Source organism: Caproicibacter sp., assembly GCF_046707225.1.
Lineage (GTDB): Bacteria > Bacillota > Clostridia > Oscillospirales > Acutalibacteraceae > Caproicibacter.
The window spans coordinates 1-13,871 of the sequence record NZ_JBJKOP010000038.1 but is presented as its reverse complement, the minus strand read 5'-3'; the positions used below and the strand labels follow the sequence as shown (position 1 = coordinate 13,871).

Sequence of the window (13,871 nt, the reverse complement as noted above, 5' to 3'; positions counted from 1 at the left end):
GAGAAAAGCCACTGCTTTTTGAGAGGGAAACTGTAAGTCATTAGCTTGCCTTGACTCAAGATTACTTAAATATATCACTCAGCTTTGAAAAAGATTGCTTTCAATCTATCGATTCCCTGTACGCTTTTTAACTAAGCACGCAGGGAAAGAATGGGACCGTCAAGGAAAAGCACTACACTGGAGAATTGGAGCGGGCCCCTTGACAGGTGCCGGGGGTGTAGGGGGGACGGTTAGGTACCTTCCTCGGGGCCCGTCCGGCCTGAGGACAGTGTAAATTAATAGAAATATTTTGGGTTAAGGGGCACTCTGCCCCAATAATAAAATAGCGCCGTGCTGCGGCTGAAATAAATTATTAAAGAAAGTAAAAGAAAAAAAAGCGGCGAACCTCCGCCGCTTCAATACGATAAAAATATTTAGTTGAATTTTGGAAAATAAAGGATTATAATGAGAATGCAAGGCAAATAAAAAGCGCAATGCAGGAATGGAGTGGGCAAACACCCCATCCCCTGCATACGGAGCACCAGCCTCCATATACCACGGAATTCACCGCGCATTGCAGAAACCATTATACTTCCTTTTTCCGTTTTTGTACAGAGGGAAGAAAAATGGTCCACAATCTGATTGCGCGCGCGCCGGTGTATGGAATTACCATTTTCCGTACCGGTGCTTTTTGTTTTCTTGCGGGTAACGTCCGCCTCGCCTCGCAAAGGGTGAACTCCTCGGCAGGCACGCGGCGGCATGTTCCCCGCCGGCAAAACCGATGTTTGTGAAAAGAACTGTGGAAAAAGTAATGCAACCCCTACCATACCCGGCGCGCGCGGAGCGTTTTTGCCGGCAAAAGGGAGCAAAGCGCCCGTTCGGCGGGCGCTTTGCTCCTGATTTTTTATGCCGTTCCGTCCGGACGGGGCGTGCCTATGGCGTTCACGGTTTCAGCCTTTGGGAGTTCCGACCCTCCGTCCCGACCGGAGGGTCATTTTTTGAATTCTTCGATCTTATACCGCGGCCTTGCCTTGACCTCCGCGTAGATTTTGCCGAGATAAGTGCCTACAACGCCCATGCCGAGCAGAATGAGGCCGCCGAGCAGCCACAGCGACCAGAACGCCGCAAGCCAGCCGGCCCAGCCGGCGGCAAAATGAGCGATCCCCGCCCAGACCGTGCCGACAAATCCGATCAGGCTGACCAGAACGCCGAGATCAAAAATCAGCTTCAGGGGTTTCACGCTGAACGACGTGATTCCGTCCACCGCGAACGCCAGCATCTTTTTGAGCGGATATTTCGACTCGCCCGCGAACCGCTCGTGCCGGTCATAGGTGACGACCGCGCTGCGATACCCGATGAGCGGCACCAGCCCCCGCAGGAACAGGTTGACCTCGCGGTACTCCGAAAGCGCGTCGAGCGTGCGGCGGCTCATCAGGCGGTAATCCGCGTGGTTGTAAACCACGTCAACGCCCAGCACCGCCATAAAGCGGTAAAAGCCGAGAGCGGTCATCCGCTTAAAGGCCGTGTCGGTATCGCGCTTGTTCCTCACGCCGTAAACCACGTCGCAGCCTTCCAGATATTTTTTGACGAATTCGTCCAGAACATCCACATCGTCCTGTAAGTCCGCGTCCAGGCTGACCGCGCAGTCCGCGAATTCCCGCGCCGTCATCAGGCCGGCCAGCAGCGCGTTCTGGTGCCCGCGGTTGTGCGCCAGCTTAATCCCGCTGACCAGCTTATTGGCGTCGCAGAATTCGGAAATCATCCGCCAGGTTCCGTCCCGGCTGCCGTCATCCACAAAGAGCATCCGGCTCTTCGGGTCCGCCAGCCCGGCGGAAATCATAGCGTGCAGTTTTTCCGTCAGCCGTTTTACCGTTTCCGGTAAAACCTGTTCCTCGTTATAACAGGGAATCACAAAATATACTACCGGTACAGACATCGTTAAACCTACCTTTGCGTCTCATGAATTTCGTCTTCTGGTTTCGGGTTAGGCCCATTCGGCCCGGCCGGGCGAATTCCCTCCGGCACGTTTGAAAATTTCGGGAGCCGGAGCTTTACCACCCGGTAAATTTTCCTCTTCCTGCGCTGTCCGCGGTCATACCGCCGGGTGATAAGGTAATAGAACACAAACAGAAGGACTCCTCCGCCCGTCGCGGCGGCGCCCATCGCAAGACCGGGCGTTTTGTAATTAAAACGGATCCGCGAGGTTCCCGCCGGAACCCGCACGGCCATAAATCCAACGTTCACTTTAACAATCTCCGCGGGCTTGCCGTTTACTTCGGCGCTCCAGCCGCCTTCCCACGGAACGCTGAAAAACACCAGGCGGCTTTGATCCGACGTATCCTGTGCCGAAAATCCGCCGCTGTCCGTCGTGAACGAGGACGCCGACTCCGCCGCCCGGTCGGTGCAGTCCTTAAAATAGGCGTCCTGCGAATAATCCCGGGACTCCGGGTCCAGATGATTCAGACCCCGCGCCTCTTTGCCGACATCCGCGTCCTCCAGCACCACGGCTTTGAGCAGCAGCAGGTTGCGGTCCTCCTCGGCGAGGGCGTTGTATTCGCTCCGGGTCACATAGCTGTCATAACTAAAGCCCATCGGGATAAAATAATCGTTCCGGTAAACGTCGCACCCGTTCTGCGTCGCGTAATAGCTCCAGCCCGGCATCGCGGGAATCCCGTCCTCACCGGTAAACTTTTTCCCGGAATCGACGGGGTCGAACAGCCATTCGCAGCTGGTCAGGCCCCTGAGCCCGTAGTATTTCACCTCCGGGCGGGAGCCGACGTCGCGCTGAACGCCGATGCTGGGGTAAAACTCCATGATGGAACCGGGCACGATGCTGTGAAAGGCCTGAATCGTCGGCTTCTGCCAGTACATGGCCTGGTTGTCCATGCCGTCGAAAATATCGATTCGGCTGAACCGGTCGGAATCCGGCAGATCGATCTGCGCCCCCTTGTTCAGCGAATACGGGATAATCCACTTGTGTGTGTCGTCGCTCTGCGTTTTGCCGAGCGCGATGAAATAGGCCGCGTAAACAACGGTAATCAGCGAAATGCCGCCCATCACGTAGTGGATAAACTGCTTTTTGTCGCGGCGGTAAAGCCGGAAAGAGAGCGTCAGCAGCGCAAGGCTTAACAGCGCGACGGCCACATAGGGCCAGAAACGGGTCGGGTAATCCTCCAGCCCGAACACGGTCTTTCCGCCCGAGGTCTTGTTCGGCATCAGGCCGATCGGCAGCGCGATTCCAAGCGTGACGCCCAGCGTCCATTTAATCGCCCGCGGCCAGTCGGACCGCCGGTCCTGCAGCGCGAGCACGGTCGCCAGCGCCAGCATCAGCGTCAGCATGTAAAACCACCGCGCGTAATACGACATGTTAAACAGCTGGAACGCCGCGTTCAGAATCGGGACGAACGCCATGAAAAACAGGATGCAGACGAGCGTTTTCACCCAGTGCTTTTTTCTGGCCTGCACAAACGCGAACACGCCCGTCATGCCCAGCAGCGGGAACCACGCGCCCAGCGAAGCCCATTTCGCCTCCGAGTTCGGGGTAAAATTCGGCCTGGCGGGAATATCCGGCGGGAAGAAGAAGCATTCCAGAATGTGAAGATACCGCTGGTTCCAGTCGTACAGAAGCGTTCCCCAGCCGGAGGGCGGATTGTTTACGCGCGGATTCTGCACCGCCGCGAGGACGGTGGGCACCAGAAGGGCCGACGCGCACAGCACGCCGATGACCGATTCGCACGCAAGGAGCAGAAAGTCGCGCACCGAAAGCGTCCAGTTTTTGCTCAGCAGCCGGACAAACCAGTAAAGAAGGACAAACACAACCTGTCCCACAAAGAAGTACCAGTTGACCATCGCGCACAAAAATACGGAGAGCGCGAAAATCCCGCGGCGGCGCTTGTACATGTATTCGTCCAGCGCCCAGAGCATCAGCGGGAAAAAGACAATCGCCTCGTGAAAATGGTTGAAGAAAATATTGTAGATGGAAAAGCCCGAAAACGCGTACAGCATTCCGCCCGCCACGGCATAATCCGGGTCGCGGACATAGCGGCGCAGGTAATTGAACGCCGTGAGGCTCGCGCAGCCGAATTTCAGCATCAGCAGCGGGCCCATCAGATGCGGCACCATCCAGCTTGGAAACGGAATCGTCAGCCAGAAAAACGGGCTCCCCAGAAGATAAAACGTGTAGGAACCGATAAAATTGGCTCCCAGGTCGGTCGTCCAGCTCCACCCGATGCTGCCGCTTCTGACCGCGTCATGGCACATCTGATAAAAAGGAACCTGCTGAACGTTATAATCGCCGTAAAAAAGAAAATAGCCGTTGTCAAACAGGATAAATGGAATGAAAAAAAGAAAAGAAACGGCAAGTCCGTAAAAAAACGCCTTGAAAAAATACTCCCTTGTCCCGTTTCCCCTCAGGCTGTGAATTTTAACCACTGCTCCGCCTCCCAAGTACCGATGTCGTTCCATATTATAACACAACGAGTTGATGAAGCAAGGAAGATTCCTGTTGAAACTATGAATTTTTTGTATTGAAAATGTGAGAAAAAACGGTATGATATTAGAGTATGGAAAAGGGAGGATGACCGTGTTCCATTTTTTCGCCGTTTTATCCCGGATGAAAAACATCAACCGATGGGGTCTGATGCGAAACACCCGGCAGGAAAACCTGTGCGAGCACAGCTTTGAAACCGCCGTAATCGCGCACGCGCTCGCCGTTTTACGGAACACCCGCTTCGGCGGCGGCGCCGACCCGGGCCGCGCCGCCGCGCTGGCGCTGTTTCACGATTCCACGGAGATCATTACGGGCGACATGCCGACGCCCGTCAAATACTTCAGCCCGAAAATCCGCTCCGCCTACCGGGAAGTGGAGACGGTCGCGCGCGACCGTCTGCTCGGGTTCCTTCCGGAAGACCTGCGGGACTCCTACCGCCCGCTCCTCGGCGCAGCCGAATCCTCTGAAGACCGCGACCTGCTGCCGCTGGTTCACGCCGCCGACAAAATTTCAGCGGTCATTAAGTGCGTGGAGGAAAAAAGAATGGGGAACATGGAATTTTCCAGCGCAGAAGCCGCCCTGCGTGCCGCGATCGCGTCGCTGGGCCTGCCGGAGGCCGACTGCTTTATGGCAGAATTCCTGCCCTCTTTCAGCCTGACTCTGGACGAGCAGAAATAACCAATTCTTCCAGAAATTAAGTTTTTTATTTTCTTTCAGTAATTATATGGCGCCGCCTTTTCTTTATACTATTACGGTTAAGGGTTTTTCGCGCCATACGGCGAAATGCGGCCCAAAAACCATCATTTTTGAATTGAGCGACTTTGAATAAACGGGAAAATGAAGGGATCGATGAAATGATAGGAAAAAAAAGGCATACGCTTCGAAATGTCTCAATCTTGATTTTGAGTTTGCTCATGCTGACGGCGGGAATCGGCTGCGTTTATGCGGACAGCCTGCTGAACCGCATCAATTACGCGGAACCTCAGGGGGAGGAAAGCTCCCAGGCAACCGGGTCCCTGTTTGAAAACGAATCGGGCGGCGAGGCCGACAACGCCAAAGCGGGCGTTCTGGGCGGATTGTACCACGACGACGCCATTACAAACATCCTGCTGCTCGGCGTGGACGATTACCAGGCAAACGACACGGGACGCAGCGACAGCATGATGCTGGTTTCGGTCGATACGCGGCATAAAAAAATCAAACTGACCTCGTTTATGCGCGACCTTTACGTCGCGATTCCGGGCATCGGGAATAACCGGTTGAACGCGGCGTACAGCCTTGCCGGCGGCAAAATCAAGGGCGCTCAATCAGTCGTCCGAACTCTGGAATCGAATTTCGGCGTCGATATCGACCGCTATGTGATTATCGACAATGCTGCCTTTAACAAAATCATCGACCGGCTCGGCGGCGTGAAAGTCACGCTGACCGCGGCGGAGGCAAAGCTGGTCAACCAGTATTCCGGCGATCCCCGGCGCAACCTGACCGCCGGTACATTTACGCTTTCCGGCGCGCAGGCGCATTACTACTCGCGCATCCGCGCCATCGGCGACGACTTCGAGCGCACCGAGCGGCAGCGCAAGGTCTTTTCCAGCATTGTGGATTCCCTGAAGGGTTCCAGCCTGCCGACGATTTACAGCGCCCTGGCCGACACGCTCGGCCTTGTCACCACCAACATGGCAAAAGCGGAAATCCTCTCCATGGCCTCCAATTCCCTGACTTACCTCAATTACCCGATCAGTCAGGACCGGATTCCGGGGAATAATGAGTACACCTCCGAGACCGTTAAGCTCGGCGGAACGGGTGCGGACGTGCTGGTTCCAAAGCTGGACAAATGCAAAGAGGACGTCGCGAAGTTTATTTTTGAAAACGACATTCCCAGCAAAACCTACCAGAACGCGGGCTGAGCGCCATTCGCTTTTTCGCGGCTGTGCCGTTAACGCCTTTGGATTCTCCAATCCCGTCCCGTTCGGCAAAGCAAACGATTTTTGCCCTTCCGCACGGCGGATCAATCAACAATCTTAGTTTTCGGCCGTATAACTCGGAGCCGCGTCAGACCGAATGGTTTGCGCGGCTCTATTTTGAAAGGAGGACGCGCCCATGTCCGCTCCGCTCTATTCCGCGCTGAAAAACCATGCCGCCCTCGGTCGCGCCCCGTTTCACACCCCCGGGCACAAAAGCAGCCCTGCCGCCCTGCCGGGCGGCCTGTTTCAGCTTGACCTGACCGAGCTTCCGGACACCGGCAGCCTGTACGACGGCGGCGGGCCGATTGAACAGGCGGAAGCGCTTGCCGCCAAGCTGTTCGGCACGGCGCGAACCTGCCTTTCCGGCGGAGGCTGCACGCTGTGCGTGCAGGCGATGTTCCGCCTTGCCGCGCCGAACGGCGGAAAGGTCGTCTGCTGCCGCAAGGTTCACCGCAGCGCGGTCGGCGCGATGGCCCTGCTCGGCATCGAGCCGGTCTGGGCCATGCCGGAGGAGCTGATTCCGGCCGTCGGCGCCTGTGAAGAAGCGAAAGCCGTCTATGTCACAAGCCCCGACTATTACGGGCGCCTGCTCGACATTCCCGCAATCGCCGCCGCGTGCCGGAAAAAGGGAATCCCGCTTCTGGTCGATAACGCGCACGGGGCGCACCTGATGTTTACCGAGCCGAAGCTGCACCCGCTTCTTCTCGGCGCATCCATGACCGCGGACTCCGCCCACAAGACGCTTGGGGTCCTGACCGGCGGAGCGTGGCTCCAGATCGGCGACAGCCGGTTTTCGGCGGGCGCGAAGGACGCGATGGCGCTCTTCGGCTCCACCAGCCCCTCTTTTCCGGTTCTGGCTTCGCTTGACCTGTGCCGCGAATGGCTGGAAACGCACTCCGGCGCGTTTCCCCTTTTGCAGGAACGCGCGCAGCGGGTGCGGCGCCTGGCCCTTTCACGCGGGATTCCGTCTCCGTCGGGCCCCGCCGACCCGACGCGGCTGACTCTGGAAACGGCAAAGATCGGGTTGACCGGAACACGGGCGGCCGAGGTGTTCCGGGCTGCCGGAATCGAGCCGGAATATGCGGACCGCTCCTTTGTTGTCCTAATTGCGACGCCGTTTAATACCGAAGAGGATTTTCAGCGGCTTGAGCGGGCCGTCCGTTCGCTCCCCGCCGCGGAAGCGCTGCCGGAAGTTCCCGAAATGCCGCCGTTTTCCCCCGCCTGCGTTCCCCTGCGGGAGGCTTTGCTCGCGGAAAGCCGGACCGTCCCGCTGGAACGGGCGGTCGGCGAAATTGCCGCTCAGATCGCCTGCCCCTGCCCGCCCGGCATTCCCGCCGTGATGCCGGGGGAACGGATCGCAAAAGAAACCGCCGAGTTTCTGCGCGGGTATGGCTTTTTAGAAATAAAAGTGTTAAAATAAGATTGAATATAAAAATCAAATCTACCGATATCGTGAAACGGAGGGATACAAATGAAGCTGGTATTGGCGATTGTCGGCAACGACGACGGCGGCATGGTTTCGGCCGCCCTGACCAAGGAGGGCTTTTCCGTCACCAAGCTCGCGACAACGGGCGGATTTTTAAAAAAGGGCAATACGACTTTCATCGTCGGAACGGAGGACGATAAGGTCGATCAGGTCATCTCCATCATCGCGGGCCAGAGCCGGCGACGCACTCAGCTTGTCCCGAGTACCACCACCATGGATATCGGCGTTTATTCCGCATTCCCGGTGGAGGTAACCGTCGGCGGCTCCACAATTTTTGTTATGGACGTGGACCGTTTCGAGAAAGTATGAGTTTAAATTTTGAGGATTTTCCGGGAAATCCGGAGTTAAAAAAGAGCCTGTCCCTCGCCTTTGACGAGGGGCGGTTTCCCCACGCGATCCTTCTGGAGGGTTCGCCCGGCAGCGGAACCGCCGCGCTTTCCGGCATCCTGGCAAAGGCGGCGGTCTGCCTGTCGGAAGACGGGCCGCCCTGCGGGCGCTGCTCCGGCTGCGTCAAGGCTGCGGCCGGCTCCCACCCCGACATTGTCACGCTGGACGGCGATGCCAACCCGCGAGCCTTCCCTGTGGACGCCGTGCGGGAAATCCGCTCCGGCGCCTACGTCAGGCCGAATGAAGCGCCCCGCAAGGTTTACCGCCTGCTGGGCGTTCACAATATGTCGGAGCCTTCCCAGAACGCGCTGTTAAAGGTTCTGGAGGAACCGCCGCAAAACGTGTGGTTTCTGCTCACCGCGGTCAGTTCCTCCGCGCTGCTGCCGACCATCCGCTCGCGCGTCCAGATTTTTACACTGGACGACGGCACGCCGAGCGGGGAGGGCCTGGAAGAAGCCACAAAAATTGCGCGCGCGGTCGCCGCGCCGGGCGAGGCGGAGCTTCTTTTCGGCACGGCGCCCCTCATTAGGGACAAGGACCGCCTGCGCACGGTTCTGGCGCAGCTCTTTCTTCTGTTCCGCGACGCGGCCGTTCTGCGCGCGGGGGGAGAATCCTGCCTGTCCGGCGAAAGGGACGCTCCGGCGTACCTCGCGTCCAAGCTGACCCGCAAAAGCCTGATGCTCCTCGTGGAGGAAACCGCGCGCGCCCAGCGCGCTTTGGAACGAAACGCAAACACGGCGCTTCTGGTCACCGCATACTGCGCGGGGCTGAGGGAAGCGGCCGGAAAATCATAAGACACAGTGATGAAAGGAGGACCCTATGGCTGAAGTAATTGGCGTCCGGTTTAAAAATGTCGGCAAGGTGTACTATTTTAACCCCGCCGGCAACGTCCTGAAAAAAGGCGACAAGGTGATCGTTGAAACCTCCCGCGGCGTGGAATGCGGCGAGATCGCCATGGAAAACCGCCAGATCAGCGACGAGGAGCTTGTGCAGCCCCTGCGCCAGCTGATCCGCGTCGCGACGGAGGAGGACCTGAAAAAGGTCGGGGAAAACAAAAAGAAGGAAAAAACGGCGTTTGGAATCTGCCTGAAGAAAATCGCCGCCCATAAGCTGGAAATGAAGCTGGTGGACGTAGAATACACCTTCGACAATTCCAAAATTCTGTTCTATTTCACGGCGGACGGCCGCGTGGATTTCCGCGAGCTGGTTAAGGACCTGGCCTCCGTGTTCCGCACCCGCATTGAACTGCGGCAGATCGGCGTGAGGGACGAGGCGAAGATGCTCGGCGGCCTCGGAATCTGCGGCAAGCCGTTCTGCTGTTCGACCTTCCTCGGCGGGTTTCAGCCCGTTTCCATCAAAATGGCAAAGGAGCAGGGCCTGTCCCTGAACCCGGTCAAAATTTCCGGAATCTGCGGCAGGCTGATGTGCTGCCTGAAATATGAACAGGAGACCTACGGGGAGCTTCTCCGCAGCGTGCCCGGCGTCAATTCCGTCGTTATGACGCCGAAGGGCCGCGGGGTCGTGACGGACAACAACCTGCTGACCGAAACCGTCTATGTCCGTCTGGATTCCGCCTCCGACGCGCCGATGCAGAATTTCCGCGCGAAAGAGGTCCGGGTTCTGAAGACCGGCCGGAATTCCGTCAGTCGGGAAGAGCTGGAGCAGCTTCGAACCCTGGAGGGGAATTAAATTTACAGTTGCAATTTCGCGTTTTTATGTTACAATAATCCTATAAAAGTATTGGAGGTGTATCCTTTCATGGCATATGTTATCAGTGATGATTGCATTTCCTGCGGTGCTTGCGCGGCAGAATGCCCGGTAGAAGCTATTTCGGAAGGCGACGGCAAATTCGTAATCGATCCCGACAAATGCACAGAGTGCGGTTCCTGCGCAGGCGTTTGCCCCGTGGGCGCTCCGAAGCCGGAAGACTAAATTTCTCAAGATAAAAAGGCGGAGCGCCTGCGCACCGCCTTTTTTCTTTTTCAAAGCATACTATTTTTATCCTCAGGGAGGACCGCACAACATGGAAAACCGGGTCATCCCCCCTTTCGCGGGGGAACCGCTTGGCTCCGGTGAAAAGTTGGAACCGCTTTCCGCCGGATTTACCGTGATAACCGGTAAAAATCACACCTTCAATACCGACACGATCCTGCTCGCCGACTATTCGATGCCCCGCCCCGGCGAAACCTGTGCGGACTTCGGCACGGGCTGCGGCGTCATCCCCCTTTTGTGGTGTGCGCGCTCCTCTCCCCGGCGCGTGTACGCCGTCGAGCTTCAGGAGGAGGCCTGCCGTCTGGCGCGCCGCTCCGTCCGCCTCAACGGGCTGGAACATCAAATCGAAATTATCCGGGAAGATATTAAGACCCTCCGGCAAAACCGCGCCCTCCCCCTCGGCCTTGACCTGATCGCCTGCAACCCTCCCTACAAGCCGGACGGAACCGGCGTTCCCAGCGCGCGGGAGGGGCAGCGCATCGCAAGGCATGAGGTCGCGTGCAGCTTTGCCGACATTGCGGCCGCCGCCGCGGCCTTTCTGCGCTGGGGCGGCCGCTTTTTCTGCTGCCTTCGGCCCGAGCGCCTGTGCGACGCGATGACGACGCTGCGGGCGGCGGGACTGGAGCCGAAGCGCCTGCGCTTTGTGCAGCAGCGCGGGGACAAACCCCCGTTTTTGTTTCTTTTGCAGGCCAACCGCGGCGGCAAGCCCGGAATGATTGTGAACCCCGCGCTTTTGATCGAATCGGAACGGGGAGGCTGGTCCGAAGAAATTCTGAAAATTTACGGCGATTACAAGGAGGGCAGAGGATGAGCGGAAAATTGATCGTGGTCGGGACGCCGATCGGCAACCTTTCCGATTTTTCACCGCGCGCGCGGCAGGCTTTGGAAAGCGCGGATTTCATCGCGGCGGAGGATACGCGCGTCACCGTCAAGCTTCTGAACCACTTTGAAATCAAAAAGCCGATGATCTCGTATTTTGAACACAACAAATACGAAAAGGGAGACATCATCTGCGGCAGGATGGAGGCCGGAGAAACCTGCGCGCTGGTGACCGACGCGGGTATGCCCGCGATTTCGGACCCCGGCGAGCTGCTGGTCGCGCAGTGCGCCGAACGCGGCATTCCGGTTTTCGTGGTCCCCGGCCCCAGCGCCGTCGTGTCGGCGCTCGCCGTGTCCGGCCTGCCGACCGGGCGCTTTACCTTTGAGGGCTTCCTCAGCGTTGCCAAAAAAAGCCGGCGCGAACATCTCGAACAGCTCAAAGCGGAAAAGCGCACCATGGTTTTTTACGAGGCGCCGCACAAGCTCGCCTCCACTCTCGCCGATATGGTTAAAGCGTGGGGCGGCGCCCGGCGCGTCGCCCTGGTGCGCGAGCTGACGAAAATCCATGAGGAAGTCATCCGCACGACGCTCTCTCAGGCTGCGGACCGATACGCGAATGAAACGGCAAAGGGAGAATTCGTCCTCGTCATCGAGGGAGCGCCGGAAGAAGCGACCGTTGAATATTCCGCTCAGGACGCGCTGGAGCTGGCCCGGGATTACCTTGCGCAGGGCCTTTCCGCGGCAGCCGCAGCAAAACAGGCCGCCGCAGAAACAGGCCGCCGGAAAAACGAACTTTACCGGGAACTGACAAGGGAACCGCGTGAATAAAGTTCGACGAATGCCCATACTATTCCTTTATTATTTTTAAAAAGCCTTAAATCGCCCTAATATTCATTTATAATTAATAGAATGAATTCAGCCGGCATTGCGGCTTGCTCAGAAATTCTCCGGCTGAATCGGTTTGTCCCGCATTTTGCCGGGCATGCGCAAAATGATGTAGGGGGGTTCTTCCAAAACAATGTCAGAGTACAAGACCAAAATCTACACAGCGCTTTCCAGCCTGAGCCAGCTCAAGTGGACCCTTGCGGCAAAGGGTCTGCTGACCGGTGCCGTCGCAGGACTGCTTGCGGTGTTTTACCGCATGGGAATCGAATACGGTACCGAAACGGCAATCAAGATTTACGCTTATTTTAAAATTCATCCGCTGTTCATCATTCCGTGGGTTCTCGGCGCGGGAGCGGTCGGTGTTTTCGTAGCATGGCTGATCCGTCTGGAACCGATGGCAAACGGAAGCGGTATTCCCCAGGTGGAAGGCGTCGTTCTGTTCGGCATGAAAATGAAATGGAACACCATTCTGGCCGTTCGTTTTCTCGCCGGGTTCGCAAGCTCGTTCTTCGGGCTGTCGCTCGGGCGCGAGGGCCCGTCCATTCAAATCGGCGCCGCGGGGGGACAGGCGATCGCGCGCAACCTGAGAAAAAGCAAGCTGGAAGAAAACTACCTGATTACAGGCGGTGCGGCGGCCGGTCTTGCGGCGGCGTTCAACGCCCCCCTTTCCGGCATGGTGTTCGCGCTGGAAGAGGTTCACCGCAGCTTTTCCCCGCTGATTCTTCTTTCCGCGACAACCGCTTCCCTGACGGCGGACTTTGTCTCCAAGTATTTTTTTGGTCTGCAGCCGGTTTTAAGCTTTACCGCGTTCCCCGAAATCCCGATTCACCTTTACTACTGGCTGATCCCCGTCGGCCTGATTTCGGGGTTAATCGGCTCGCTCATCAATAAATCCCTGCTCTGGTTCCAGACGCTGTACGGAAAGCTTCCCGACCTGATCCGGCCCGGCATCGCGATGCTGATCGCTCTGCCGTGCGGCATGTTCTTCCCGCTGGTGCTTGGCAGCGGACAGGATCTGATTAAATTTGCGGAAACCACCACAAGCGGAATTTCCATATTGGTTGTTTACCTGGTCGTAAAGCTTTTGTTCACCAGCACCAGCTTCGGCAGCGGCATTCCGGGCGGCATCTTCATGCCGATTCTCGCCGTGGGTACTTTGTCCGGCAGCATTGTGGGCATTCTTGCCTCCCATGTCGGACTTCCGCCAGAGTATATTTCCGATCTGGCTGTCTGCGCCATGGCAGGCGCGCTTTCCGCTTCCGTCAAAGCACCCGTCACCAGCATTCTGCTCACGGCTGAAATGGCCGGCTCCCTGACGCACATGCTGCCCGTCGCGGCCTGCTCGTTTTTGGCACTGCTGTTGTCGGACCTGCTGCACATCGAGCCGATCTATGAAGCGCTGCTGGAACGCTATGTAGAAAACACGGACGATGAACTGCCCATGCAGAAAAAGGGCGGCCTTCTGGAACTGCCCGTCGAATTCGGCTGTGACGTGGCGGGCAAGAAAATCAGCGAGATCGAATGGCCGAATGGCGCCCTGATCGTTGGGGTCCGCCGCGGCGAAAAAGAACTGGTGCCGCGCGGAGACACACAGATTATGCCGGGGGACTATCTCGTCATTTTGTCAACGGAAGAAAACGAAACCGCCATTCGCGACAGCGTGCGCGGTCTGTGCAGAAACGAAAGCTGTTGAACAGTCCTGGCGCGCAGGGTAATCTGCGCGCCAGGAATCGGATTGTTGCAAAAGAAGAAGCGGACGCCCCGGCCTGGGCGTCCGCGTCTTCTGGTGGAGTGTTGGACCGTGTACGCTATAATCGGCGGTATCGTTGTAATGACAATTACGGGATCCCTGCGGTATTCAAAAGTGAATTTC

General features: G+C 57.5%; 13 protein-coding genes. 10 read left to right on the top strand and 3 right to left on the bottom strand.

What is annotated here, in order from left to right; genetic code table 11:
• Positions 1–294: 294 nt before the first annotated feature.
• From ACLQ3M_RS11240 to ACLQ3M_RS11230, 3 genes are all read right to left on the bottom strand, one after another.
• Positions 295–531, bottom strand: a complete 237-nt coding sequence (locus tag ACLQ3M_RS11240; RefSeq protein WP_411677786.1) for a hypothetical protein — start codon at positions 529–531, stop codon at positions 295–297.
• 439 nt (positions 532–970) lie between these two features.
• Complete coding sequence (locus ACLQ3M_RS11235; protein ID WP_411677785.1) at positions 971–1,915, bottom strand: glycosyltransferase family 2 protein; 945 nt, start codon at positions 1,913–1,915, stop codon at positions 971–973.
• An 8-nt stretch (positions 1,916–1,923) separates the two neighbouring features.
• Positions 1,924–4,410, bottom strand: a complete 2,487-nt coding sequence (locus tag ACLQ3M_RS11230; protein ID WP_411677784.1) for a YfhO family protein — start codon at positions 4,408–4,410, stop codon at positions 1,924–1,926.
• 118 nt (positions 4,411–4,528) lie between these two features.
• On the opposite strand from ACLQ3M_RS11230, the gene yfbR reads away from it, so the two are divergent.
• From yfbR to ACLQ3M_RS11180, 10 genes are all read left to right on the top strand, one after another.
• Complete coding sequence (gene yfbR, locus ACLQ3M_RS11225) at positions 4,529–5,146, top strand: 5'-deoxynucleotidase (RefSeq protein WP_411677783.1); 618 nt, start codon at positions 4,529–4,531, stop codon at positions 5,144–5,146.
• 176 nt (positions 5,147–5,322) lie between these two features.
• Positions 5,323–6,372, top strand: coding sequence for an LCP family protein (locus ACLQ3M_RS11220; protein ID WP_411677782.1), 1,050 nt, complete (start codon positions 5,323–5,325; stop codon positions 6,370–6,372).
• Between the two features lie 193 nt (positions 6,373–6,565).
• On the top strand, positions 6,566–7,849 hold the full coding sequence (locus ACLQ3M_RS11215; protein ID WP_411677781.1) for an aminotransferase class I/II-fold pyridoxal phosphate-dependent enzyme: 1,284 nt from the start codon (positions 6,566–6,568) through the stop codon (positions 7,847–7,849).
• Between the two features lie 51 nt (positions 7,850–7,900).
• The gene (locus ACLQ3M_RS11210; RefSeq protein WP_411677780.1) at positions 7,901–8,224 is read left to right on the top strand and encodes a cyclic-di-AMP receptor; all 324 of its coding nucleotides are present in this window, start codon (positions 7,901–7,903) and stop codon (positions 8,222–8,224) included.
• Positions 8,221–9,096, top strand: a complete 876-nt coding sequence (locus ACLQ3M_RS11205; protein ID WP_411677779.1) for an ATP-binding protein — start codon at positions 8,221–8,223, stop codon at positions 9,094–9,096. The genes ACLQ3M_RS11210 and ACLQ3M_RS11205 overlap by 4 nt, the downstream gene beginning before the upstream one ends.
• A gap of 25 nt (positions 9,097–9,121) precedes the next feature.
• Complete coding sequence (locus ACLQ3M_RS11200; protein WP_411677778.1) at positions 9,122–9,991, top strand: stage 0 sporulation family protein; 870 nt, start codon at positions 9,122–9,124, stop codon at positions 9,989–9,991.
• A 69-nt stretch (positions 9,992–10,060) separates the two neighbouring features.
• On the top strand, positions 10,061–10,234 hold the full coding sequence (locus ACLQ3M_RS11195) for a DUF362 domain-containing protein (protein ID WP_411677777.1): 174 nt from the start codon (positions 10,061–10,063) through the stop codon (positions 10,232–10,234).
• A gap of 91 nt (positions 10,235–10,325) precedes the next feature.
• Positions 10,326–11,105 carry a tRNA1(Val) (adenine(37)-N6)-methyltransferase gene (locus tag ACLQ3M_RS11190; RefSeq protein WP_411677776.1) on the top strand — a complete coding sequence of 260 codons (780 nt, stop codon included), beginning with the start codon at positions 10,326–10,328 and terminating at the stop codon, positions 11,103–11,105.
• Positions 11,102–11,941, top strand: coding sequence for a 16S rRNA (cytidine(1402)-2'-O)-methyltransferase (gene rsmI / locus ACLQ3M_RS11185; RefSeq protein WP_411677775.1), 840 nt, complete (start codon positions 11,102–11,104; stop codon positions 11,939–11,941). The genes ACLQ3M_RS11190 and rsmI overlap by 4 nt, the downstream gene beginning before the upstream one ends.
• Before the next feature lie 190 nt (positions 11,942–12,131).
• Positions 12,132–13,691 (top strand): ClC family H(+)/Cl(-) exchange transporter, encoded by a 1,560-nt coding sequence (locus ACLQ3M_RS11180; protein WP_411677774.1) that lies wholly within the window; start codon positions 12,132–12,134, stop codon positions 13,689–13,691.
• Positions 13,692–13,871: the final 180 nt, after the last annotated feature.

Bases quoted from the DNA above. Each gene is read 5' to 3' on its own strand.
- ACLQ3M_RS11195 (WP_411677777.1), top strand. From the start codon at position 10,061: ATGGCATATGTTATCAGTGATGATTGCATTTCCTGCGGTGCTTGCGCG.
- ACLQ3M_RS11240 (WP_411677786.1), bottom strand. From the start codon at position 531: ATGGAGGCTGGTGCTCCGTATGCAGGGGATGGGGTGTTTGCCCACTCC.
- rsmI (WP_411677775.1), top strand. From the start codon at position 11,102: ATGAGCGGAAAATTGATCGTGGTCGGGACGCCGATCGGCAACCTTTCC.
- ACLQ3M_RS11220 (WP_411677782.1), top strand. From the start codon at position 5,323: ATGATAGGAAAAAAAAGGCATACGCTTCGAAATGTCTCAATCTTGATT.
- ACLQ3M_RS11180 (WP_411677774.1), top strand. From the start codon at position 12,132: ATGTCAGAGTACAAGACCAAAATCTACACAGCGCTTTCCAGCCTGAGC.
- ACLQ3M_RS11205 (WP_411677779.1), top strand. From the start codon at position 8,221: ATGAGTTTAAATTTTGAGGATTTTCCGGGAAATCCGGAGTTAAAAAAG.
- ACLQ3M_RS11200 (WP_411677778.1), top strand. From the start codon at position 9,122: ATGGCTGAAGTAATTGGCGTCCGGTTTAAAAATGTCGGCAAGGTGTAC.
- ACLQ3M_RS11215 (WP_411677781.1), top strand. From the start codon at position 6,566: ATGTCCGCTCCGCTCTATTCCGCGCTGAAAAACCATGCCGCCCTCGGT.
- ACLQ3M_RS11190 (WP_411677776.1), top strand. From the start codon at position 10,326: ATGGAAAACCGGGTCATCCCCCCTTTCGCGGGGGAACCGCTTGGCTCC.
- yfbR (WP_411677783.1), top strand. From the start codon at position 4,529: ATGATATTAGAGTATGGAAAAGGGAGGATGACCGTGTTCCATTTTTTC.
- ACLQ3M_RS11210 (WP_411677780.1), top strand. From the start codon at position 7,901: ATGAAGCTGGTATTGGCGATTGTCGGCAACGACGACGGCGGCATGGTT.
- ACLQ3M_RS11235 (WP_411677785.1), bottom strand. From the start codon at position 1,915: ATGTCTGTACCGGTAGTATATTTTGTGATTCCCTGTTATAACGAGGAA.